21 protein-coding genes are annotated in these 22,916 nt (G+C 29.9%); 2 read left to right on the top strand and 19 right to left on the bottom strand.

All coding sequences use genetic code 11. The annotated features are described in order from the left end of the window. Positions 1-72: 72 nt before the first annotated feature. The 9 genes from AX016_RS02160 to AX016_RS02120 form a co-directional block, all read right to left on the bottom strand. A complete protein-coding gene (locus AX016_RS02160) occupies positions 73-1,410 on the bottom strand; it encodes a Kelch repeat-containing protein (protein WP_100894044.1) in 1,338 nt (445 codons plus the stop codon). Positions 1,411-1,462: 52 nt separating this feature from the next. Then, positions 1,463-1,696, bottom strand: coding sequence for a hypothetical protein (locus AX016_RS02155; protein WP_100894043.1), 234 nt, complete (start codon positions 1,694-1,696; stop codon positions 1,463-1,465). A 220-nt stretch (positions 1,697-1,916) separates the two neighbouring features. After that, positions 1,917-3,425, bottom strand: a complete 1,509-nt coding sequence (locus AX016_RS02150) for a T9SS type A sorting domain-containing protein (protein WP_100894042.1) — start codon at positions 3,423-3,425, stop codon at positions 1,917-1,919. Between the two features lie 169 nt (positions 3,426-3,594). Next, on the bottom strand, positions 3,595-4,047 hold the full coding sequence (locus tag AX016_RS02145) for a WapI family immunity protein (RefSeq protein WP_100894041.1): 453 nt from the start codon (positions 4,045-4,047) through the stop codon (positions 3,595-3,597). 110 nt (positions 4,048-4,157) lie between these two features. Then, positions 4,158-5,651, bottom strand: a complete 1,494-nt coding sequence (locus AX016_RS02140; protein WP_100894040.1) for an alpha/beta hydrolase family protein — start codon at positions 5,649-5,651, stop codon at positions 4,158-4,160. Between the two features lie 219 nt (positions 5,652-5,870). Further along, a complete protein-coding gene (locus tag AX016_RS02135) occupies positions 5,871-6,470 on the bottom strand; it encodes an RDD family protein (RefSeq protein ID WP_100894039.1) in 600 nt (199 codons plus the stop codon). A gap of 419 nt (positions 6,471-6,889) precedes the next feature. Continuing rightward, positions 6,890-7,414, bottom strand: a complete 525-nt coding sequence (locus tag AX016_RS02130; protein WP_100894038.1) for a hypothetical protein — start codon at positions 7,412-7,414, stop codon at positions 6,890-6,892. A gap of 34 nt (positions 7,415-7,448) precedes the next feature. Next, entirely contained in the window at positions 7,449-8,012 is a 564-nt protein-coding gene (locus AX016_RS02125; RefSeq protein WP_100894037.1) for a hypothetical protein, read from the bottom strand. Positions 8,013-8,327: 315 nt separating this feature from the next. Then, complete coding sequence (locus AX016_RS02120; RefSeq protein ID WP_100894036.1) at positions 8,328-8,747, bottom strand: winged helix-turn-helix transcriptional regulator; 420 nt, start codon at positions 8,745-8,747, stop codon at positions 8,328-8,330. Positions 8,748-8,882: 135 nt separating this feature from the next. On the opposite strand from AX016_RS02120, the gene AX016_RS02115 reads away from it, so the two are divergent. After that, positions 8,883-9,896, top strand: a complete 1,014-nt coding sequence (locus AX016_RS02115; protein ID WP_100894035.1) for an NAD-dependent epimerase/dehydratase family protein — start codon at positions 8,883-8,885, stop codon at positions 9,894-9,896. 630 nt (positions 9,897-10,526) lie between these two features. Here AX016_RS02115 and AX016_RS02110 read toward each other — a convergent pair. The 6 genes from AX016_RS02110 to AX016_RS02085 form a co-directional block, all read right to left on the bottom strand. Then, positions 10,527-11,660: a TlpA family protein disulfide reductase gene (locus AX016_RS02110; RefSeq protein WP_100894034.1), complete on the bottom strand. Its 1,134-nt coding sequence runs from the start codon at positions 11,658-11,660 to the stop codon at positions 10,527-10,529. Between the two features lie 148 nt (positions 11,661-11,808). Further along, positions 11,809-12,627, bottom strand: a complete 819-nt coding sequence (locus AX016_RS02105) for a hypothetical protein (RefSeq protein WP_100894033.1) — start codon at positions 12,625-12,627, stop codon at positions 11,809-11,811. Between the two features lie 123 nt (positions 12,628-12,750). Then, the gene (locus tag AX016_RS02100) at positions 12,751-13,389 is read right to left on the bottom strand and encodes a hypothetical protein (protein ID WP_100894032.1); all 639 of its coding nucleotides are present in this window, start codon (positions 13,387-13,389) and stop codon (positions 12,751-12,753) included. A gap of 212 nt (positions 13,390-13,601) precedes the next feature. Beyond that, complete coding sequence (locus tag AX016_RS02095) at positions 13,602-15,668, bottom strand: ATP-binding protein (RefSeq protein WP_100894031.1); 2,067 nt, start codon at positions 15,666-15,668, stop codon at positions 13,602-13,604. 183 nt (positions 15,669-15,851) lie between these two features. Next, positions 15,852-16,331 (bottom strand): hypothetical protein, encoded by a 480-nt coding sequence (locus AX016_RS02090; protein WP_100894030.1) that lies wholly within the window; start codon positions 16,329-16,331, stop codon positions 15,852-15,854. Positions 16,332-16,520: 189 nt separating this feature from the next. Next, positions 16,521-17,732: a hypothetical protein gene (locus tag AX016_RS02085; RefSeq protein ID WP_100894029.1), complete on the bottom strand. Its 1,212-nt coding sequence runs from the start codon at positions 17,730-17,732 to the stop codon at positions 16,521-16,523. Between the two features lie 389 nt (positions 17,733-18,121). Between AX016_RS02085 and AX016_RS02080 the strand changes: the two genes are divergently transcribed. Further along, entirely contained in the window at positions 18,122-18,457 is a 336-nt protein-coding gene (locus AX016_RS02080) for a single-stranded DNA-binding protein (protein ID WP_100894028.1), read from the top strand. Between the two features lie 65 nt (positions 18,458-18,522). On the opposite strand, the gene AX016_RS02075 is transcribed toward AX016_RS02080, so the two are convergent. From AX016_RS02075 to AX016_RS02060, 4 genes are all read right to left on the bottom strand, one after another. Further along, positions 18,523-20,646 carry a Tex family protein gene (locus AX016_RS02075; protein WP_100894027.1) on the bottom strand — a complete coding sequence of 708 codons (2,124 nt, stop codon included), beginning with the start codon at positions 20,644-20,646 and terminating at the stop codon, positions 18,523-18,525. 88 nt (positions 20,647-20,734) lie between these two features. Then, a complete protein-coding gene (locus tag AX016_RS02070; RefSeq protein WP_100894026.1) occupies positions 20,735-21,439 on the bottom strand; it encodes an OmpA family protein in 705 nt (234 codons plus the stop codon). Positions 21,440-21,480: 41 nt separating this feature from the next. After that, positions 21,481-21,960, bottom strand: coding sequence for a lipocalin family protein (locus AX016_RS02065; protein ID WP_100894025.1), 480 nt, complete (start codon positions 21,958-21,960; stop codon positions 21,481-21,483). 423 nt (positions 21,961-22,383) lie between these two features. Further along, on the bottom strand, positions 22,384-22,902 hold the full coding sequence (locus AX016_RS02060; RefSeq protein WP_100894024.1) for a ferritin: 519 nt from the start codon (positions 22,900-22,902) through the stop codon (positions 22,384-22,386). Positions 22,903-22,916 lie beyond the last annotated feature (14 nt).

Raw genomic sequence — 22,916 nt, 5'->3', positions numbered from 1 at the left:
AATCGAATAAAAAAAACCGCAAAGGGCACTAGGTGTTTGTTGTGGTTTTTTTATTTGTAAGTATCTTGTTGTTTAACTTATATATTTTTCCTTGGCAACTTTTGTTGTTTTAAACTCTTGTAAGTCTATACTATATACTTCTTTTGAGGTCTTTATTTTGTAATTAAAACTATTAGAGCCACCAAGTATATACAACTTGCCATTTAAATAATGCATATTGGCATATTTTAAAGGGATATCTATTTTATACTCCTTTAAAAGATTTGTTTTAGTGTTGTAAGTAAGTATTTTTTTAGAGTTGAAAATATAAATAATGTTATTGTTGTAAGCTAGTGCAGGTTTTTCAATTCCGTTAAATAATGTTCCTTCTAACTCCCATTTTGCAGTTTCTAAATCGTAAGATTCAATATTCTTTAATGGTCCGTTACGAAAACCTCCAATTAAAAAGACTTTGTTATTTGCTGCTATACCGTTAGCTTCTTTGTCTTTTAACATATTTGTTAATTGGTGCCAGTAACCTGTAATGGTATTAAATATATAAGAATTGTTACGATACAATTTTTTTCCGTTGTCTAATAATTTGGTAGAACCTCCCATTATAATTATATTCTCATGGTAGGTTACGGCAGTAAAATTTATAGCCTGGTGTGGGTATGCATCATCAATAACAATCTCATTTGTGGCTGTATTTAATATTTCAATTTTATTATTTAAATATTCTCTCTTTTTGTTTGGAGATATTGTTTTACCTCCAAAAATGTATAATTTATTATTGACAGCAACTGTTTTGTGAAATGCCTTTTTATCTAGTTTTTCCTTGGTAACTTCCCAAGAATTATTTTTAAAATCATATATCTGTATTTTGTTACTATAACCCTCCCAGGAGCCATTTAGTTTTAAGTTTGAAACTAACTTAGACATAGTTTCAGAATTATCTATAGCTCTTTTTTCATTTTCTTCAATAAAAGATAAATCACCAGCAGTTACGTACAGCTTATCATTAATAATTGTAGATCCAAAGTTAGATACACCAAAAGGCATTTCTGCTAGTTTTTTATAGCCAATATTTCTTTTTAATTTTTTATTAGAAGAAACTATAATCTCTTTTAAGTTTTCTACTTTGGGTAAAAGAAAAACAACATAATTATTTTGTTTTAGTACCTCGGCAAATACTTCTTTTTTGTTGTAGCCAATACTAGAAAAAATTAGTTTGGTAGTAGATTTTATTTTTGAGCTGTAATGTAATGCAAATTGCCCTTTACTGTTGGTATATGTGCCTGTAGATTCACCTTTAATTGTTATGCTTACATTTTCTATAGGTTTGTTGGTTTCCTTGTTCAAAACAGTTCCCTTTATGTTTTGTGCGTTTACCGCTATTGTAAACAAAAAAAATAAGAGTGTAAATTTCATAATTAAAAGGGATTGTTTTGTGCTTTGTTAGCAATTAGTATGGCAGTTAAGTTTATTGCTTTTGTAGCCATAATCTAATTTCTTTTCGTAATGACGTTTCTGGCTTAGGTAACGGAATTGTTTTTCCAAACTGTTTACTTCTCTTAAATTTTGAAAATGTAATTTTAAGTTTTTTCCAATCCTCAGGGTATAACTCTAAGAACTTATTAAAAAAGCTCTGTTCGTCAATTTTTCCTTCTATTTTAGAAAGTACCTCTTTAAATTTTTCTTCTTTTTCAATAATCATTTTCTTGTAAAGGTTCAGGAGTTAATACAGCTAGTTGTAGTATGTGTTACATGGCCAAATATAAATATTTTACGTTTAATGTCCTGAAATTAAATTTTATGATTGGTATAATAAAAAAACTCTTTACACAATTGTCTGCACAACCAGTTATTGTAAAAAAATGAATGCAACTAGTAGAAAAAACAAACAGAGAAGTAAACTTCCCTGTTTGTTTAATTTTTTATTTAAATACTACTTTTTTAGTAATTGTTTCTTCTCCTAATTTACCTTTAAGAATATAAATTCCTTTTAAACTATTAAAGTTCCAATGCAGTTCATTTTTACCTATAACCGTTTTATTAGTAACCCTTTTTATGAGTTGTCCTTTTAAATCATATAAGTCTAATGTTAAGTTTTTAGGTAGGTCTGTGTTGTAGCTAAAAGTTAATTCCCCGTTTGAAGATGGATTTGGGTATACAGCCAGTTGATTTAATGTTGAGTTAGCGGCAAAAGACCTTGATGTATTTTTTTGACTGGCAGTAATATTAACTGTGTAGGTTTTACTTTGAGTACCATCATAATCTCCAATTTTAATAAAACTAGGAGAAAAGGTATAGTTAGGGTGTTCAAAAAAAAGTGCTCTATTGTCATTTGGTCTTGCAGGAAAAGAGTAAAATAAATTCCATTTTGCTCTTTCTCCTTTATACTCAATGTTTTTAATTTTTTTCCATTGACCATTTACATATTCGGCTAAATAAGTTGTCACATTTTTAATGTGAGAATTAGGGTTTCTAGAGTCAATAAATCTGCCTCTAACTTCATTAAAAGTGTTTACTTCGTTAATCTGAGATATGGTAGATCTTCCATTAGATAAATTATAATAATCTATAGCAACCGAAGGTCTGTGCCCAAACTGAAACCAAGCAGTTACCGCTTTTTTGCTTACATCTTTGTTGGCTTCTCTAGATTTATTTTTGTCTGCGTTGTATGTTGGTGCGTCTCCTGCAAAATGGTTTACTGTAAGTATTGTTTTGTGGTCTATGCCTCTGTCTACCTTAAACTTATTGGTATCCCAAAGATGACTTACTTGCCCTGCTCTATACGGGTTTTGTACTGTATTTGTAAACTCGTATCTGTAAATATTACTATTGTAGTTGGTTTCACTAAAAATAACTAGTCTTTTATTAGAGTTAATCATTTCCTGAATTGTAGGGTAAGTATCTGAACCAGAATTTGCAGGTCTACTAGCACTAACATAAGTACTGTGGTTGTATATGTAGTTAGACATATTTTTGTAGCCACTTCTTCTTCCGTAAAAAATATCATCCATACCAGAAATCCCTAAGTTACGGCCGGCTTGTACGTGTAGTGTAATAATGTCTAACGGATGATTTTTTAACCAATCTTCAATAATGTTGTTAAAGTCTTTGGCATCCATCATACACATATTTGGTGATCCGTGTTTTAATCTTAATTCGCCATGAACATTGTGTATATCTACCATAAACTTTCTAATACCATCTTGTAGTTGGGCTTTAATACCTTTTCCTTGATTTCTTCCGCCTAAGCAGCCAAAAAAACCTTGTGGGCCATCTGTGTTATTATTGTTTGCGTTGTGGGTAATAAGCCATGATATTTCATCATATCTGCGCTGTTTGTTCATTTGGTTTGCATCTTGTGCAGAAACACTTTGTAAACTGGTTAAAATAATGATACATATCATCATTTTTGTTTTAAGTAGGTTTTTCATTTTTTAAATTTTGGTTAAAAGTTGTTATTAATTTTAGCCAAAATTACTAGGCAAATACTTTAAGCAGATTAACTAATGGTTATTAGTAAATTAACAATCAGTTTTTTGCTTTTAGTACTGTGTAAAGAAGATAAAGTGTTTAGTTAATGAAGAAAATAGCTGGTTTTTTTTATTTGACAGCTCTTTTTAAATAGGGTTTTAATTCTTTTTTTAGTCCTTCAATAATTTTGTTCAGTTCAGAATTATTAAAATTACAGTCCACAAAATAATCCTTTTCATCATCTGCATTCTGAGGCTTAGATTCCAAATCAAATTTTATGCGAATAGTATTAAAGTCCACACCAGTGTTTATTAGTTCAAAAGCCAAATTTGGCTCAATAAACTCCAAACATTTATATTTTGGCGTTTCGTTTTTATATATTTTTTTTAACCAATCTATAATTTCTAAAACTTCCTTTACTAACAGGGATGGATCTGTGTATTGCCAATTACCAAAATCACTTTTTACATTTAAGTAAATTATAGGCCAATTAGAGTCATATTCACAATTGGTAATTTTAGGAAACTGATAATCTATTATCCTTAGTTCTACAGTTTGGTTGTTAGTTCCTTGAAATATCATTTAATATAGCCATTTGTATTCTGATGATTAGGAGGCCCTAAAATCATATAAATACTAAGTTATCGCATTAATTATATCTGGGTATTAACAGCAGTTGTTACTGATGTATTTTATTTTTGTTTCTCAATAAAATTATCAACTGAAGGACTCCACGTTCTATTGTATTTACCAACAGGCTTATAATCAATATAACGAACATCGCTTTCTGCATCTAAAGATTTTCCCAAAGAATTTAATGTTTTAGGGTCAGTATTTGGCCATTCTCCATTTTCAATTCGTTGTACCATTGTTTCAATTGCTGCCAACCATTCAGCTAAAGAAAAAGTACAATGTCCCCAACTATTAACGTAAGCTTGTCTAAAAAGCTTGGAATAGCCTTTTTCTTCAACCAACTCTCCATAACCTTGTGCCATACTAGGATAAACTAAACCATCGCCAGTTGTGTTTATTCGTAATAATGGTATTTTAGGTTCTCCAATATGTGTTCGTCCTGGGGAACTCCAGTAGTTTAATGCTTCTGCATCAGCTTTTACTCTAGGAGCTGCGTTTATTTTTATAAGTTCATCTTCCAGCTTTATATTTGCTTTTTTATATAATTTTTCAACAGCCTTTTTAAAATCAGGATTGCCATTTTTGTAATACTCAGTATAATCAACTCCATCATTAAACCTTAGTTGTCCACCACCAGATTGCTCTAGCATAACTGTGCCAAAAGCTTTTTGGGATGGTAGTAATTTTATTAAGCACTTATACATACTTTCTTGAAGTTCATCTGCATTGTTTACATCTGGTTGGGGAAAAGGTTCCATCCAAGCAGCTCCCCATGCAGGCCATTGACCAATGGTAAATGCTAAGGCTATACGTGCACGCCCCTCTGGTGTTTGTTGTGCTGCTTTAATAGCTTTTTGCCAACTTAACTCTATTTCTTCTATTCTTTTACCTTTTAAAGGAAGTCCAACAATAGGTAATTTTGGAGCAATTAGAGCTTGTAATACAAATAGGGCGTCCATATGTGTATTTGCCATCCAAGCACTTGTTGCGGCACAACCTGCAATTCCTCCGTCTATGCGGTCAGGATGAATTTCAGCCATAGCCAAAGTTATTGTGCCACCACCAGAACAACCCAATTGTATTGTGTGTTTTGGCTTTCCAAATGTTTTTTCAAAAATATCAAGCACCGAAATAATGTCGTGGATTTCGTGAGCAGGGTCATAATTCGAAAATCTATCTGGACGGCGTTTAGTGCCTGATAATGCATATCCTTCTTCCAAAAGATGAAGATTTCTTTCTGAATTGGCAGACTGTAAATAATCCAAATCGTTCAATAAAATCCCATTCCATGCTTCTGGAACTCTAATCATGTATTGTGTTCCACGAATTGGTATAGTGTCATTTACTTCTGAATAATTGGTTTCAGTTTTAACAACTACCGATGAGTTTTTTATCTCTGGTAGTTCCCATGTTTGCTCTGTCTTCTTTTCTTGGGAATATGAAATATGCGGTATGCTAAAAACTAGTATAGTCAATAAACCTAGTAGAATTAAGTTTTTATAGGTATGCTTTGTTTGCAAATTATTTATTGTTGAAAAATAGTTTGAAGTCATAATGTTTTATTTTCTTTATAATTGCATTTGTTTACTAAATATTTTATTTGCCTAACGCTAAAGTTGCGACTATGAGTAAAATCCTGTAGAAATCTGGCAGGCTTTTAGCTTCTGGTCAAGCAAATGTTTTTAATTTTTCTTATTCAAAGTCAAATCAAAATACTTGGCATACTTTATAAAAATACACTAAACTTTGGGTTAAGCACTTATTAGTTTTGTTTAGGTATTTAATTGCGTTAAAATTTTTTCTTTGTCTTTGTTCCAAATTGTGTATGTAAATGTCTTTTTGTTATGAAAAAACATTTCGTCTTCCAATAAAGTTGAACTTGAGAGTATTAAAAATACGATACTAAAAAGTTGTAATAGGTTTTTAATAAATGATGTCAAAAATGATGGGTTATCTCCAAAATCGTCAATTACTCTCATACCAAAGATATATTTCCCAAATGTTTTACCAGTTAATGATTCAAAAATCGGATTGATAATGAATAAGGCAAGAAAAGCTATTACAAAAGGATAGCAGTTTATTTCCTTAAACATTTTGTTAAACAAGTAGAAGAATCCTGCATAAATACTATAATCAGATAATTTGGCAAAGAATCTAATCCAAAATCCGTCAATATTTGGGTTTAGAGGAAATTCATAATCATATTCTTCACCTCTTCTTGTTATTGTTTTGTAAGTCTTAACGTTAGATATTCTATTCGTGTTTTTCTTTTTTAGCTCATAAGTAATCAAATAATTAGATAAGTAATAAACTCCAAAGTACGCGAGTATTAAAACCGCTAAGAAAATTATTTCAAATGTCAATTCTTTCATAATAATTTAAGCTGTTTTTGGAATTAAACATAACGGTCTTGTGAATGAAACGTAGCGTGTAAAAAGATGCCGAATTTTTATGTTTTTAATTTTTCATTTTTAAAAGCAAAAAAAAACCATTTCGCTGTCGCGTAATATTCTATTTAGCAGACTTTATAAATATACACAAACCTTACGGTTTATCTTAAATTCTGCATTACGTTTAGGCAGGCATTCTTGTATACAGTTTTTGTTACAGCTGCCCATCACAGAATAATTCATAACAATTTCATTTCTTTCAAATGTAATGTTTAACTATCTCACATTAATTCCATTCTTAGAATATCTAGTTAATATTTGGTTAAACCTTGAGTTTTTTTTGTAAAATGAATGCTTTTCTACATAGCTTAAATTGCTTAAAACCATTACTGCAAACAAGTTTAGGCTAAGTAACCTTTGTTTTCTATACTTATAGAATTCCATTCAATTTTAATAACTAATTTGCTGTATTTGGCACAAACCAAAGTTATTGTATCACCCACCTTTACTTTATTGAAATCATTTTTTCTTACATCATATACCGTCAAAAAATCGTTGTTTTCAAACAACAGTCTATAGGTGGTTGTACTAATATTACTCCTGCTAGATCCTGTTTTAACAAGCTCATTTTTTTCTTTTATAATAATTGTAGTTTTTATTTTTTTTCTTTCCTTGCTATCTTTTCTTAAGTCTTTGCTACTAAGTATAGTACCTATTAAATTTAGAAATAATAATAACACAGCTATGCCAAATAATATGTTGAAAAGTATTAAGGAGAAATCATAATTAGTTCTGTTTTTATTTGATAAATAAAATAGTATGGTAAACACCAAAAACATAATAGCATTTACCAGTATAGATTTCCAGTATTTCTTCTTAATTTTTTTAAGTTCTTTTTCAGAAAGTTTATATTCTTTAATCTCCAATAGTACTTTGTTGTGGTGTCGTTTATTATTCTAATTAAAATCGGTAACCAATTCTTAAATGTAAATTCAAAGCAGCTTCTTCTTCATTTTCCAAATACCCCACACTTTTAGCATAAATATATCTGTATCCAATTCCAATTCCAGTTTCGTATGTAAAATGATTCCCAATATTTCTTCTAATTCCCCAAGTTGGTATTATGGAAATTTGGTCAGCCACTTCTACATTATCATAATTTGATATTACAAACCAATTTGGGTTATAATTTGTTTGTAGTGTTAAAAAATTTCCGCTATTTCCGCTAATATTTCTCGATTTAGAGACTCTTTTGTTAAGATTATAATACCATCTAGGTTCTAATCTAATTACAGGTGTCATTAAATATCCATTTTTAGGATAAAAACTTCCTCCCCAAAAACCAGCATCCATTCCAATTTCTGCTCTTAAAACAATTTGATTAGATAATTTTGTCTCCTTATGAGCCCAAATTCCTAAAACTCCTGTTTGTATTCCATAAATGGATTGTTCAACACTTGCGGTTTGTGATTTTGCAATTAAAGTCAGTACACAAAAAGCTAGTGTTAGTAATGATTTTCTCATTTAAACTGTTTTTTATAGTTAAAATATTATAGGAATTTAACAATAATTATGCCGTTTTTAGAAATGTTGTTCAACGTGTTTTTGTATGGTTTGCTGAGTGGTTTAAGCACCTAATTAAATAACTACCTAAGGAAGCATAACAATAGCTAGCCTTAGTAGAAATTTTTTAATCATATCCGTTTTTATAGTCTTTACTAAGAGTAATATTAGTATTATTTAATACTAATGGTACCACTAAACTATATTCGTTAGCTTTTAATTTATATTTAGTGTCAAAAAATGACATTTTATTTTTTTCTCAATATGTTATTATAGCTAATTATTCTTCTTATAATTTTCTACTATATTTTCAATAAACTTTTCTTTGTTACCTCTTAACATTTTTAACTCTTCACCTGCATATAAATCAGAATGAAACTCTCGTAGATTAGCATCACTCCAAATAGATAGTTCTACAATTAATGGTGTAAGTGCAATTCCCTTTTCTGTTAAAGTATAGATGTTTGTTTTTTTGTTTTCAGGAAGTTTTCCTTTTACTATAATTTTAAATTCTTCTAACATTTTTAATCTCGAAGACAAAATATTTGTTGCTATAGCTTCTTCGCTCTCAATAAAATCTTTAAATGTTTTCTTCTTTTCGGTCAACATTTGCTTAATAATTACTAAAGACCATTTATCTCCAATAATATCAATAGCGCTTGTAATAGGGCAGTTGCATCTAAATTTATGTTCCATTTTTAATGTGGTATTATCATACTAATAATTCTGTAAAAATACGTTTAATTATTTATTACTTGCAAAATAAAAGTAAAATAGTATCTTTGCTTGCAATTAGCAAGTAATATTTTGATGTAAATAAAATATAATAAAATGAAAAAAGTATTAGTAACAGGAGTTTCAGGGTATGTTGGTCTGCACGCAGCAGTGGAATTACTAAAAAATGGATATGCCGTAAAAGGTTCTGTTAGGAACTTATCTAAAGCAGATGAATTAATAAGATTAATTAAAAAAGAAGTTGAACCCAATGGTAATTTAGAGTTTTGTGAGCTTAACCTTTTAAAAGATGAAGGCTGGATGGAAGCAATGCAAGATTGTGACTATGTTTTACATATTGCCTCGCCTTATGTGGCAAGTGAGCCTAAAGATGAAAACGAAATTATAAAACCTGCTATTGACGGTACACAACGTGCTTTAAATTTTGCTAAAAGCGCAGGTGTAAAACGCGTGGTTTTAACTTCTTCTATGGTAGCAATGTTTGGTGATGCAAATAAGTCATTAAACATAGAGCAAGATACTTGGACTAACCCAAATGCTAAAAATATGTCTGCCTATGTAAAAAGTAAAACACTTGCAGAAAAGAGTGCCTGGGATTTTATAGAAACTCAAAAAGGAGATAATAAGTTGGAATTGGTTGTTATTAATCCAGGTCCAATTTGGGGACCAACCTTGTCAGATAAACTCTCTGGTGAATCAATGAATATTGTTAAGGATATGATTACTGGTAAAATGCCAATGCTTGCCAAAGTACGTATGAATATGTCTGATGTAAGAGATATTGCCAGTATACACGTTAAGGCTTTAGAAAATGAGAAGGCAAACGGACAACGATTTGTTGTTGCAACCGAAAATCCATATTCGTTTAAAGAAATGGCTCAAATTCTAAAAGCAAATGGAAACGATAAAGTAAGCACTTTAGAAGGTCCAAATTTCTTATTAAAATTTATGTCTAATTTTAATAGCGATTTAAAAGGTATGAAACCTTTTATTGGGAACACCTATAACGCAGATGTTAGCAAAACAAAAGAAGTATTTAATTGGAAGCCAATTTCTTTTGAAAAATCTGTTTTAGACACGGTTAAATCTGTAAAACAACGTTTAAATTAACAGGTAATTTTTAAGAATCACTCGAGTTTTAATTAAAGTTCGAGTGGTTTTTTAATTAGGTATAAACGGTCTTTTGTATGAAACGTAGCGTGTAAAAAGGCACTAACTTTTAGGAATTACACAAAGCTGAATTTTTATGTTTTCATTTTTTAGCCATATTAAATGACTTTTATTTTACTGTAGAATTACATGTTATTTGATATGTTTCCTTACCAACATAAAGAAACCAATAACAATAAGTATAGCAGAAACATAATTCCGAATAATGTATAAGATAGGGCTTCTTAAATCTAAAAAGACATTAAGGAAAATACACACAACAAATAATCCAAGACCAGTATTTAATAAAATACTAGATAACGAACGCTTTGTTTTTACTAGTAAGTCTAAAGACAAGCCCCAAATAATAAGAACCATAATAAAATGAAATTTAGACATGATGAGTTTTAATTTAAATATTTTTTTACTTAACTAGAATTCGTATCGCAATAAATGATAACGCGTTTGTATCAGATTAGTTGCGTGTTTTAAGCAACTAATTTAGTAAATAATTACCGAGTGAAAAAGTCAGAAAGGACTTTCGTAAATAGGCTAGAACAAGCAATTACTTATAGCCATTGTTGTGCATTGTTATTTATTCAATACTTCTTTTATTTTATCTAAATCAACTTGTGGGTTTCCAATAAACAAAACTTGATTTTCGTTATTCAATATAACTAACCTTGGGTAAGTTCCTTTATTATTAAAAACTTTCAGTAGCTTTTCAGTCGCATAACCGTGAGACCAATTCATTTCTTTTTTCTCAATCATTTTTTTTAACTTACTTATATTTCTATCGTCGGCGTTGATTGAGAAAATTGATAGATTATCTTCATAAGTTTTTTTTAACTCTTTAATTTTTTCATTTGCAAGTAAGCAAGGTACGCACCAAGTTCCCCAAAACTCTACAATTGTATATTTCTTTTGTTTAGTAATATCATAAAGTTTAATAAGGTCATTTTCGAATACATTTCTGAATGCAAAATTGTCAACTTGATTTCCAACTTTTATTGATTTGTCAGATAATTTTTGGTTTTCATCAATAGGACTATATTTTGTTTTAATATCAACTATTAAATGTTTTCCCAAAATATTTTTGAAATTAGATATATTTATTTTGTTAATTGACTGAGCCTCAAAATCTATATTTCCACCTCCATTTAAATGTTTAGTTCTTTTTAGTACTAAAAACCCATTAATAATTAAGTCTGGGTATTCTAATTCTGAATTTTCTAATTTTACTTTTGAAATCCAAATTTTATTCCAGCCATTTTTAGATTTTGAAATCCACGCTTCACATTCCTCTCCTATTATTTTTTGGTCTTCAGTAGGAATTCTTTTGTAATTATTAATTTTACGATATTTTGATGTAATATATGGGTTATTCCATTTAGTTTTTTTTCCAGAGTTTAAATCAAGTCTATCGTTTATATTAGAATTCCTAATATACATTGTTTTTGAAGGACCAATTTTTTTCGGAAACTGTTCAATCAATATGGTATCCTTATTTATGATTACAATTTCCTTTTCGGCTGTAAGAATACGCTCTGAAATTTCACTATCCATTTTGCTGTAAAATTTAGAATACTTGAGGCTATCTTTTATGTTGTCAAAATAAAGTTTTCCACTGAATTCAATTTCAAAAGCCGAATTGTTTTGAGCGTAAATAAAACAACTTAATAGTAAAAATGTTATAGTTTGAATTTTCTTTATAATGTTTTTCATAATGATGCACAACGGTTTAGTATCTGGTTAGTTGCGTGGTTTAAGCACTAAATTTAGCAAATAAAAACTAGATAAAATTTCAACGCTTTGGGATTTGTAAGTAGGGTAGAAGTAGCAATTAATTTTATGAGTTGTTGTGCTTAGTTTTTTAATTCTCGTAATATTCTTTTATTATAATTTTCTTGCCTTTGGTTAGTTTTTTCAATTCACTTAAAATATAATATCTGTGCATAAATCCACAGAGAACAACAATTCGTTTGCCATTGTTCTGTTCAGAAATCGTCATTATATTTTTTGCCATTGTTTTATTTCTTAAATCCCAAAAATCACAAACTAACTGAAACCCATCTCGGTAACTTATTTTTTCTCCATTTGGTTTGGTATGAAAGCGATTTGAGAACTCATCTCTTACATTTGTAATTTTCGATAACATTTTATACTGATAATACTGTCTTTCTGCGCAAATACTATCCGTTGTGCTGTTGTTAAAATTTTCAGGTGATTTAGAAGCCAATATTATTAGTGGCTCCAAAAGAGATTCATATTTATTGTAAATTTTAGATTCAGCAGCAGTTAATAAATTAGCTTTATTTAAGCTATCCAATAATTTTGTTGTTAAACCGTCTGTTGGGCGTGAACCAATATTTAATCGGTATTCATTTCTGCCTTCAAACTCATAAGGTCTTAATTTTGTCTTGGAATATTTTTTAAAATATTTTTCTGATGCTATAGCTTCATTGCTTGTTGATACATTTTTGTATCTAAAATCAGAAGTAAAGAATGAAGAATCTACTTCTCGTAATATAAAATCAGGTTTTACGTCTTCTAATATATTAAAGAGAATTTCTGAATTAAAATTAGATTCTGGTTTATGAAGTGTTCCAATAACAATTATTTCAGTTGACTTTTCAGTTTTACAAGATAAAATTGTTATTAGAATAAGTACTATTAGTATTGGTTTATTCATTTTTTAATTGGGAACAACGGTTTTGTGTATGTTAGTTGCGTGGTTTAAGCACTAAATTTAGCAAATAAAAACTAGATAAAATTTCAACGCTTTTGGGATTTGTAAATAGGGTAGAAGTAGCAATTACTTATAGCCATTATTCTGCTTTCGTTTTTTTATTCGGTTAACAATTTCAAATCCCAAATAATCTTTCAGTTTCGGAAATTTGCACCTATAATATTCATTCCAATAGCTTATCATTCTACTTTCAGTCTGTTGCCAATATTTAGGGTTTTCACCTATAAAATCAACGTAATAATCCAGAGTGTTTTTGTTTATTTTTTTGTCAATAATAGGAAGTAATTCATAAACATATTCACCAATTAAATGGATTATAAATGGAACAGTCCACTTTTCTGAATTATCAGATATTAAATTCAGTCGTTTTTCTCTTAAATATCCATTGTGATGACGTAAATAAATACAATTTAAAATGTCTTTTTGTTTATCAGTCAAAGATTTCTCTAATTCTGGATTTGGTTCGTTAAAGTAAAGTCTAGAAGGAATTATTAGAGTTTCGTTGTTAAATTCAATATTCAATTCCAATTCGTGAATTAGATTGTCAGCTTTATGAGTTTGGCCATCACATAATTTAACTAGATTCTTATCTAATGGTAAAATTTTCAAAACTTCATTCAAGTCTGAATACAATTCTTTTGGAAACGATTTTTTTAATCTTTCCTCGTATTCAGACTTAATATTTCGCTTAAATATCTTTATCATTTCGGTTATCTCAAATCACGAAAAACGTTCATTATAAGAAGTGTTGAGCAGGTGGTAAATACTAGCGTTTCTATACTGACTAGATAAATGTAAAATAAATACAATAAAAAAGCCCAAAGAATCAGCTTTAGAATCTATGAGCTTACTATAATAATGCCTCAAATTAACGAAGAATTTGTTTGTTTTTTACCTCAGTTCTTTGTTGCCCGTAGTTATTCTTCTTTTATATTCGGAACTTCAAATATCATAGGAACGTTTGATTTCAATGCCTTTCCTGCAATAATTGCTTGTCTAAATTTAAGTTTTGGTAATGACTTTGTAATTTCTTGACCGAAATAATTAGATAAAAAATCACTACTTGTTTTGTCAAATTCCTGAAATGAAATTATGGTATTACATTGTGTTAAAATTGTTTTAGAAACATTTGCTGTTCTTTGAGCAATAACTAACAAACCAACATTATATTTCCGTCCTTGTAAGGCTATTTGTGCAATACTATTAAGTAAAGGTTGAGAAGCTTTATCTGATACTCCAGAAAAATTCCATTCAGGAATAATTGTATGAGCTTCTTCTAAAACTATACATATTCGTTTTCCAAAATTATTTTGTGTTTTAGCTATATGAAATAAAATTCTAAAAAATGTTTTGGTGTAAGTTAAAACACCAGTTGTATTTTCCACGTGAGGTAATTCAAAAATAGAAAGTTTATTATCTCCTTTTAAGAATGTCTCTACTTGTTCGTTAATTTTCTCGGAAACTTCTTTTTTCTTTTTCCTTGAATTATCATTGTCTTTATTATAATTGCTTCCTATTTCTCGTTCTATATAATCAATATCTTTAAATAATTGTTCACTAAGATGTTCATCAATAGTTTTTATTGGGTCTAAATCTGCAAATTTACCAATATATTCTCCCGTGAAATCAATACAAATAACCTTGGTGTTTTCGTCTTCTAAATATTGTCGGATAAGGTTTCTAGAAAATACTGATTTACCTGTTCCTGTAACTCCAACTACTGCCATATGATGAGATATTGCAGTGTCTTTATTTAAGACTACTGGGTAATTCGTATTTGGTATATTTCCAATTTTATATTCATTATTTTCAATTTTAGGTTCTTTAATAGGTGAAGCTATATAAATTGGTGTGTTAATTTCAGAAACCCAACCGAATTGTTCAAATTGAAACTTATCTTCATTCCAAGTACCAAGTTGTAAAGCTTCTCCTAAAATAAGTCCAGTTTGGTTTTTGTTTTCCAGTTGTTCAATTTTTGTTATTCCTTCGATAATTTGATAAAGAACTTTTTGACCTTGAATAGATACTTCTAAAAGCTGTCCTTCATTAATTTTTATTTTAGAATTGTAGATGAAACGTATTTTGGAAATAGTACTATTTTCAGTTACAATGCCTACAAACCTTTTTAAATAATCATTTTCAGGAATTTTGTCTATTCTATAAACGACATCTGATTTATGATTTTCAAAAATGTTTTCATCAAATATTTTTTCTATTTCATTATTAGATAAAACTTTAACCCATTGTTGTTGATTTAATAGATAGGTTTCTAAAAGTAAACCTTTTCTAATCTTTTTATCTGTTGAATATTTAAATTCTACAAAGTCGAAAATACGAGTATTTACAATTCTTTCTGAAGAATCATATAAGCGTACTAAAAAAGTGTTTTTTGATTGTACACCAAATATTTGTCCTAATGCTAACTTATTACTTTTATCTTTTCCAATTGCGAATAAATCTTCAATCGATTTAGCTAAAGATGGAATATTTAAAATAATAAATATTGCCCAAAATAATAACAGTCCATTAAATTGATTATTTCCAGTTCCAAATTGTTTATAAACTCCCCAAATGAAAAAGCTTGAAAAAAGTGTTTCGGGTTTTCCAATTTCTCTGTTTAATCTTGATATTAAACGGACTAATTTATTTTCCAAACCAAGGCTTTTCTGCCTTAACCATAATAAAACATAGCTACTTACAGTTAAATAAATAATTATTGAAAGAAAAACCCAAAAAATAAAATCTCGATTGCTTTCGTCTACAATTAGTAATGAAATTCCTGCGGTTATTGCATTAACAAAAATGTTAGAATCTTTCGAAAAATGTGGTTGGTCAATTAGTGAGAGCAGAATTAACAGTAATAATCCAGAAGTAAACCAAAAATGGTCTAGAAGAAAATCGAAATTATCAGTTAAAGAGTAGCCTAAAATAATTAAGATTACAAATGAAATTCCTAAAAATGATAGTCTGTAAATTTTGCTCATATGTTCATTTTTTTTTAATTACGGGCAACGTTTATGTATAAGAATAGTTGCGGGTTTGTATGCGAGGAATTTCCGAAGGAAATTCAGACGTTACAAACACGCAACAACCTTTGATTAAGCACTAAAACCGCAATTATTTTTATACTGTGTTAGGTGCAGTTTTTTAATCTTCAATTTATTTAATCAGTTCAACATTTTTTCTTTTTCGTATTTTGATAATCTTTTCAGTTCGTTTGTAATATTCGAAATAGTAATATTATCATCTTCGTTATTTGCGAATTTTATATCAAAATTCAAATTCTTATTTTTTTTGCTCAAAAAAAGACATCTACAATCAAAATAAGTTCCTGTTAAAGTTATATAAAATTCAATGTCGTTATAAGTTAGAGAAACATTTCGTGTTATCTGTGTAGTTTGGTCATCAGGTTCAAAAGTCCGCAACACTTCAAGTCCATTGATTTCCGAATCAACAAGTTTTCTGAATATAGATTCTGTCTTTGAGTAATTATCCAAAAATTCAGGAACTTTTTTAAAATTCTCCTTTCTCTTTAGGTCATAGTTTTTAAATCTATTATTGTGTTCTTCTTGATTTTTTTTCGCACTTGATTGTTCGAAAATAATCCATCCAAGGACTAAAATAATTACTATCGCAATTACTACCATTTGTTATTCAGTTTACGTTTTTTGTTTTCCGATGTTGTTATGTCAAATTGCACCTAACGTGTTTGTGTATGATTAGTGGCGTGTTTAAGCACTTAGTTTAGCAAATAAAAACCGAATAGAAAATCCTTGAGGATTTTCGTAAGTAGGCGAGAACTAGCCATTAATTATACACGGTGTTAGGGCTAGTATTTATTCGTCTGGATATTCTTTAATTATTCTTTCAGTTCGTTTTTCGTTTTGGAACCAACCAAATGTTTTTGCTAATTCTTGTAGATAGTTTTCAATTTGTTCGTTTAATTCAGTCGCTTGGAATAATCCAAATTTCCATTGTTTCAACCCTTTTGAAGCTGCTAATAAAACAACTTTATTTGAATTATGATAGTAGGCATATAATTCTTGAGCTTTTTGAAGTATAAAATCAATTTCCTCTTGAGTTTTTTCTATTGGATAATAAATAAACAAAAAACCGATTCCATTATATTTCAAAAACCTTCTTGCTAGAAAATCAGCTTTATCTTCATTTTTTTCTACTATTTCAAATAGGTTTTGTGCAATAATACGTCTTTCAAATCTGCTCAAAGTCATTAACTCTTTGGCTAATAATTCTCCATTTGGTAATTTTAAGACGTCATTTTTAATTAATTCATCAATGAAGTAACTCTTTTCATCTTCAAGTTTTTTTATAAATACAGATTTGCTTTGAATATAAGAATCCCATTTAGTTTTTAAAGACTCTGTTTCATTCTCAAAGTCAGCTATTAATTCATTTGAGAATTCTCTTTTGTTCATTAAAAACTGTGCGAGTAAATCCTTTTCAGTGCAGTTGCATTTATTTCCGAGATTTTTTAATAATAAATCCTCTCTAGATTTTAGGTATTCGATTAAGTCTTTAATCGTATCTAATTCTTGAATAATAATTTCAAAAGTTTCTTTGTTAAAAATTGTTACTGAACCTTTTCCTTCTTTGTTGTCGATAAATTCATAATTTTCAAAATCTTCTCCAGCACTAACTGTAATTCTGAAAATGTTTTTATAATCGTCAGGATTAAATATTTCTTCTCCTTTTTCGGAATGGGATATTTTTACTGGTCGATTAGATTTAAACAGTTTTCTTTCTGCACCAAAAAGTTGTTTACTCGATTTTTCTATTACTTTCTTTTTAAACCTTTCATAATTTCCTTTTAAATCATAATTTTTAACTGATATAATTATAGCTGTGTCAAAAAACAAAATGAGTAAATCACAGATTTCTTTCTTGTCGCCATCTATGTCAATTGGATTTGGATAACACCAATGTTTTAAATAGGCATTTTTAGATAATGAATTAACTAATTCTTCAGCTTGTTCTCCTTTTGAGTGAATTTCTTCAGGTTCTTTCCCAGGAACTTTCTTGTAAATCATAGTTTTTTTGGGTTTGAGTGGATATTAGCCCTAACTACATATAAACGCAATGTATTGCGTTTATTCCACCCATATGGCTGGATAAACGCACGTTTTACATTATTAGCTGTTATTTGGTTGCTATTTTTCTCACAATTTAAAACTATTTTATGTACTGTAATTACGGAAATGTGTAATTGGCCCAATTTTATGTATAAAATGCATTAGAATAAGCTTATTTACAATAACATTTTGTGGTTGTGTGTGTCGTTTTTAAACGACTACAAACATTTACAACCGAAAGTAAGCGCTTTGTACCCGACTAAAATTTGCTGGTGCCCATAAGTTTGCAGTGCCATTGCAATAGTGCTTTGGTAGTATTAACTGTTAAACATTAAAACACACAAATTATGAACGCACTTAAAAACAGAGTACAGTTGATTGGGAACCTTGGTAACGACCCAGAAATTATGAACTTAGATGGCGGTAAAAAATTGGCACGCTTTTCTGTAGCTACTAACGAGACTTACAAAAATGCTGCTGGCGAAAAAGTAACAGATACCCAATGGCACAATGTTGTTGCTTGGGGTAAAACCGCAGAAATTGTAGAAAAATATATTACCAAAGGAAAAGAAATTGCTTTAGAGGGCAAGTTGGTTAACAGGTCTTACGAGACTAAAGAAGGAGAAAAAAAATACATTACAGAGGTTAATTGTAACGAGATTTTAATGCTTGGTAAAGGATAAAATATACCAAACACTAACCAAAATTTAAAAGGCTTTCTATACTGGTTTAGAAAGCCTTTTTTGTATTACATATTTTTGTGTAATGCTAGTTGTATGCGTTTACGGGCAACATCTACCTCTAATACTTTTACTAATATTTGTTGGTGTAGACTTACGTGCTCATTAACGTCTTTTACAAAAGTATCTGCTAAGTTAGATATGTGTATTAAACCACTTTCTTTAATACCAACATCTACAAAGCAACCAAAATTGGTAATGTTGTTTACTATGCCAGGTAGTAGTTGTCCTGGGCTTAAATCTGTAATAGACCGTATGTTTTGGTTAAAAGAAAACACTTTGGCTTTTTCTCTAATGTCTAAACCTGGTTTTTCTAGCTCCTTAACAATGTCTTGCAATGTAGGTAAACCAACAGTATCTGTACAATAGTTTTGCAGGTTTACTTTTTGCAGTACTTCTTTATTACCAATTAGCTCTTGTATGCTAACTTTAGCATCTTTAGTTATTTGTTGTACTATGCTGTAACTTTCTGGGTGTACGGCAGAATCATCTAACGGGTTTTTAGCATTTTTTATACGTAAAAAGGCTGCGCCTTGCTCATAGGCTTTGCCACCCAAACGTGGTACTTTTTTTATGGCTGTTCTGCTTGTAAAAGCACCATTTTCGTTTCTGTAGTTTACTATATTTTCTGCTAATTTTGGCCCAATACCAGACACATAACTTAATAAAGAAGTACTTGCGGTGTTTATATTTACACCAACCGAGTTTACACAACTCTCTACAACGGTATCTAAAGATTGTTTTAGTTTGCTTTGGTCTACATCATGTTGGTATTGCCCAACACCAATAGATTTGGCGTCTATTTTTACCAATTCTGCTAATGGGTCTGCTAGTCTACGACCAATAGAAACTGCACCACGTACGGTTACATCATAATCTGGAAACTCATCCCTAGCAATTTTTGATGCCGAGTATATAGATGCTCCTGCCTCGCTTACCACAAAAACCTCTACAGGGTTTTTAAAATGTATTTGTTTTACCAAATGCTCTGTTTCTCTAGATGCTGTACCGTTACCAATTGCTATGGCTTCAATTTTATAAGCATCTGTTAATGAGCTAATTTTTTTAATAGCTTCTGTGCTTTTGTTTTGTGGTGCATGCGGATAAATGGTTTCATTATGCAACAAATCTCCTTGCGCATCTAAACACACTAATTTACATCCGGTTCTAAAACCAGGATCTAAAGCTAAAATTCTTTTTTCGCCTAACGGAGAACCTAAAAGTAACTGTTTTAAATTTTTAGAGAAAACAGCTATTGCATCTGCATCTGCTTTTTCTTTGGCATTTTTTAAAAGCTCGTTAGACAAAGAGGGTAGTAGTAGTCTTTTGTAAGCATCTTGTATGGCTAGTTCTATTTGAGAGCTACACGCGTTGTTGCTTTTAATAATTCTACTTTCAATTTTGTCTAAAGCACGTTCTTTGTCTATTTCTATTTTAACACGAATAAAACCTTCTTTTTCGGCTCTTAAAATGGCAAGTAACCTGTGTGATGGACAACGTTTTAAAGCCTCGCTCCAGTCAAAATAATCTCTAAACTTTTGCGCTTTTTCATCTTCTTTTTTAGTGCCAATTACTTTGGTAGCAATTAGGGCGTAATTTTCAAGCTGGTAACGTATACCGTTTCTAATATCACTACGCTCATTAATCCATTCAGCAATAATGTGTCTGGCTCCTTCTAAAGCCAAGTCTTCATTAATAATGGTTTCGTTTAAGTATTTAGAGGCAGTGTATTCAATTTCATCATTACGCTGTGCCATTATTATTTTGGCCAATGGCTCTAAACCATTTTTAATAGCGGTTTCTGCCTTTGTCTTGCGCTTCTTCTTATAAGGCAAGTACATATCTTCTAAAGTAGTAAGGTTGTCTGTAGCAGCAATTTTAGTTTGGAGTTCTGTGGTTAAAACATTTTGCTCCTGTAAAGCTTTAAGTATTGCTGTTTTTCTTTTTTCTAAGGCTTCAAACTGTGCTTTGTAAGTAACAATATCACCAATTTGAACCTCGTCTAAATTACCTGTTTTTTCTTTTCGGTATCTAGATATAAAAGGTATGGTGCAATCTTCATTTAAAAGCTCTATAGTATTTTTTACACTTAGTTCTGGTAACTGTGTGTGTTTAAGTATATATTTTATCATTAAAAAAGACCTTATAAAAATTAGTTTTATAAGGTCTCTAATATATTTAACTCAATTGATTTAATCGAATTTCTGTGCTATAAATTTTCTAGTTTTCGCCAGACTGCATTTTAGCATCATTTATCATTTTCTCATTAGGTAAAATAGCAACGTTAACTCTTCTGTTTTTTGCTCTACCTTCTGCAGTAGAATTGTCGTTAGTTGGTTGTTCTTCACCAAACCATTGTGTAGTAAATCTACTAGCAGCAATACCTTTAGCTGTTAAGTATGATGTTACAGCGTTTGCTCTATTTTTAGATAATGTCATATTATAATCTGCAGCACCAGAACTATCTGTGTGGCCTACTACCAATATGTTAGTATCTGGATACTCTGTAAATACACTTGCTAATTTATCTAAAGATGTTTTAGAAGCACCATTAATGTTGTATTTAGCTGTGTCAAAAAATACACCACTATTTTCATCAAAAGTTACAACAATACCATTGTCTACACGCTCTACTTGTGCACCAGGAATTTCGTTCTCAATTTTTTGAGCTTGCTTATCCATTCTGTTACCAATAAGTACACCAGCACCACCACCAACAACACCACCAATAACAGCACCTAACTCGCTATTACCTTTACCAACGTTGTTACCAATTATTGCTCCTAAAATTGCACCACCAGCAACACCTATTGCGCCACCTTTTTGTTTGTTGTTTGCATTTTGTACCGCATCACAGCTTGTAAAATTTGCCATTAATAGTAATGCAAAAGCACCTAATGTTATTTTTTTTATTGTTGTTTTCATGTGTTTATTTTTAAAATTATTTAATAAGTAATGGGTTGTGTTTATTGCCAGTCTGCTTTTGTAAAATTCATTGTAATAGTAAATGGTTTACCATCTACAGATAATGTTTGTGTCCACGTCATGTTAGACTCTGTTAACAGTGCTAATGATAATCTAAAACCAACATTGTTTTGGCTTTTTCCTTTTGCGTCTGTTGGCTTAATTAAAAAGTCATACAAACCTGTAGTTTCATCAATTTCTTGAATTGTAAAAATGAAATTACGTTCTCCTGTAGCACAATTTGCATTGTTTATGCTGTATTTACCTGTATTGTTGTTAGGTATAAAAGACCAAGAACTACCGTTAAAACAATCCTTAGATACATCATTTAAAAGTGTAACGTTGTATTCACCAGCTTCACTATAAGTAATGTTGCTAAGTGTCCATTCTCCTTTAATTACTTTTTTTGATGTTCTTACTGTTTTTGATGCTCCGCAAGAAACTAAACTTACTGCAAGTAGTAGTACTATTAACTGTTTCATAATATTTATTTGTTTTATGTATATACGAAATAACTCAATTATTAGACCACAGTGTAACTCATTTGCATAAAATAATGATGCAAATAATTTTGTAGTCCAAATATGATGTAAAGATACTGGAAGTAGTGTTAATTAGGTGTAAATAAAAATGAAAATTAGATAAAGTGCATAGGTTTATGCCACTTTTTTAAGCAAATCAAAACAAGGACATTTTTTACATCGCTTGCTTTCAGACTTTTTGTATTTACTACAGCATTTGCTTTTTACCTTACCGGCTACTTTAGGAGTATCCTTTAGTAATTTTTTTAATGCTTTTTTTTCCTTTTTCTTGTCCTTCTTTTTGCCCATAACTACTTATGCCTAAAAATAGTAAGGCAAAAGTAGTTATTTTAAATTAATCTAAATAAGATTATTACGTTAAACTTATTGTGGGTTTTCTGTAGATGCGGTAGATACTGTTATTTGCTGTATATCTCTATCAAATAAATACAAGCCACCTTTATCATCTCCAATAAGGTTTATTTTATCTAAAATAGTGCGTGCCATTGCTTCTTCTTCTATTTGCTCAGATACGTACCATTGTAAAAAGTTATGCGTAGCATAGTCTTTTTCTTGTAAACTAATATGTACTAGTTCGTTAATACTGTTAGATACAAAAACTTCGTGCTCAAATAATTTTTCAAACATTTCTTTAAAAGAAGAAAAAGTAACGTTTGGTGCAGCAAGCTCAGATATTTGTGCGTGTCCGCCACGTTCATTAACAAACTTAATAAGTTTAAGCATATGGTCTCTTTCTTCGTTAGATTGGTCGTACATAAAACCAGCAACACCTTCTAAACCTTTAACCTCTGCCCAACAAGCCATTGCTAAATAAATTTGAGAAGATTCTGCTTCTATTTTTATCTGGTTGTTAAGTGCTTTTTCTATATTTTTTGATAACATAATTTTCTGCTTTT

Source organism: Cellulophaga sp. RHA19, from assembly GCF_002813425.1.
In the GTDB taxonomy this organism is placed as follows: domain Bacteria; phylum Bacteroidota; class Bacteroidia; order Flavobacteriales; family Flavobacteriaceae; genus Cellulophaga.
Note: the sequence above shows the minus strand (reverse complement) of the source record. Positions and strands in the feature narration are given on the sequence as shown.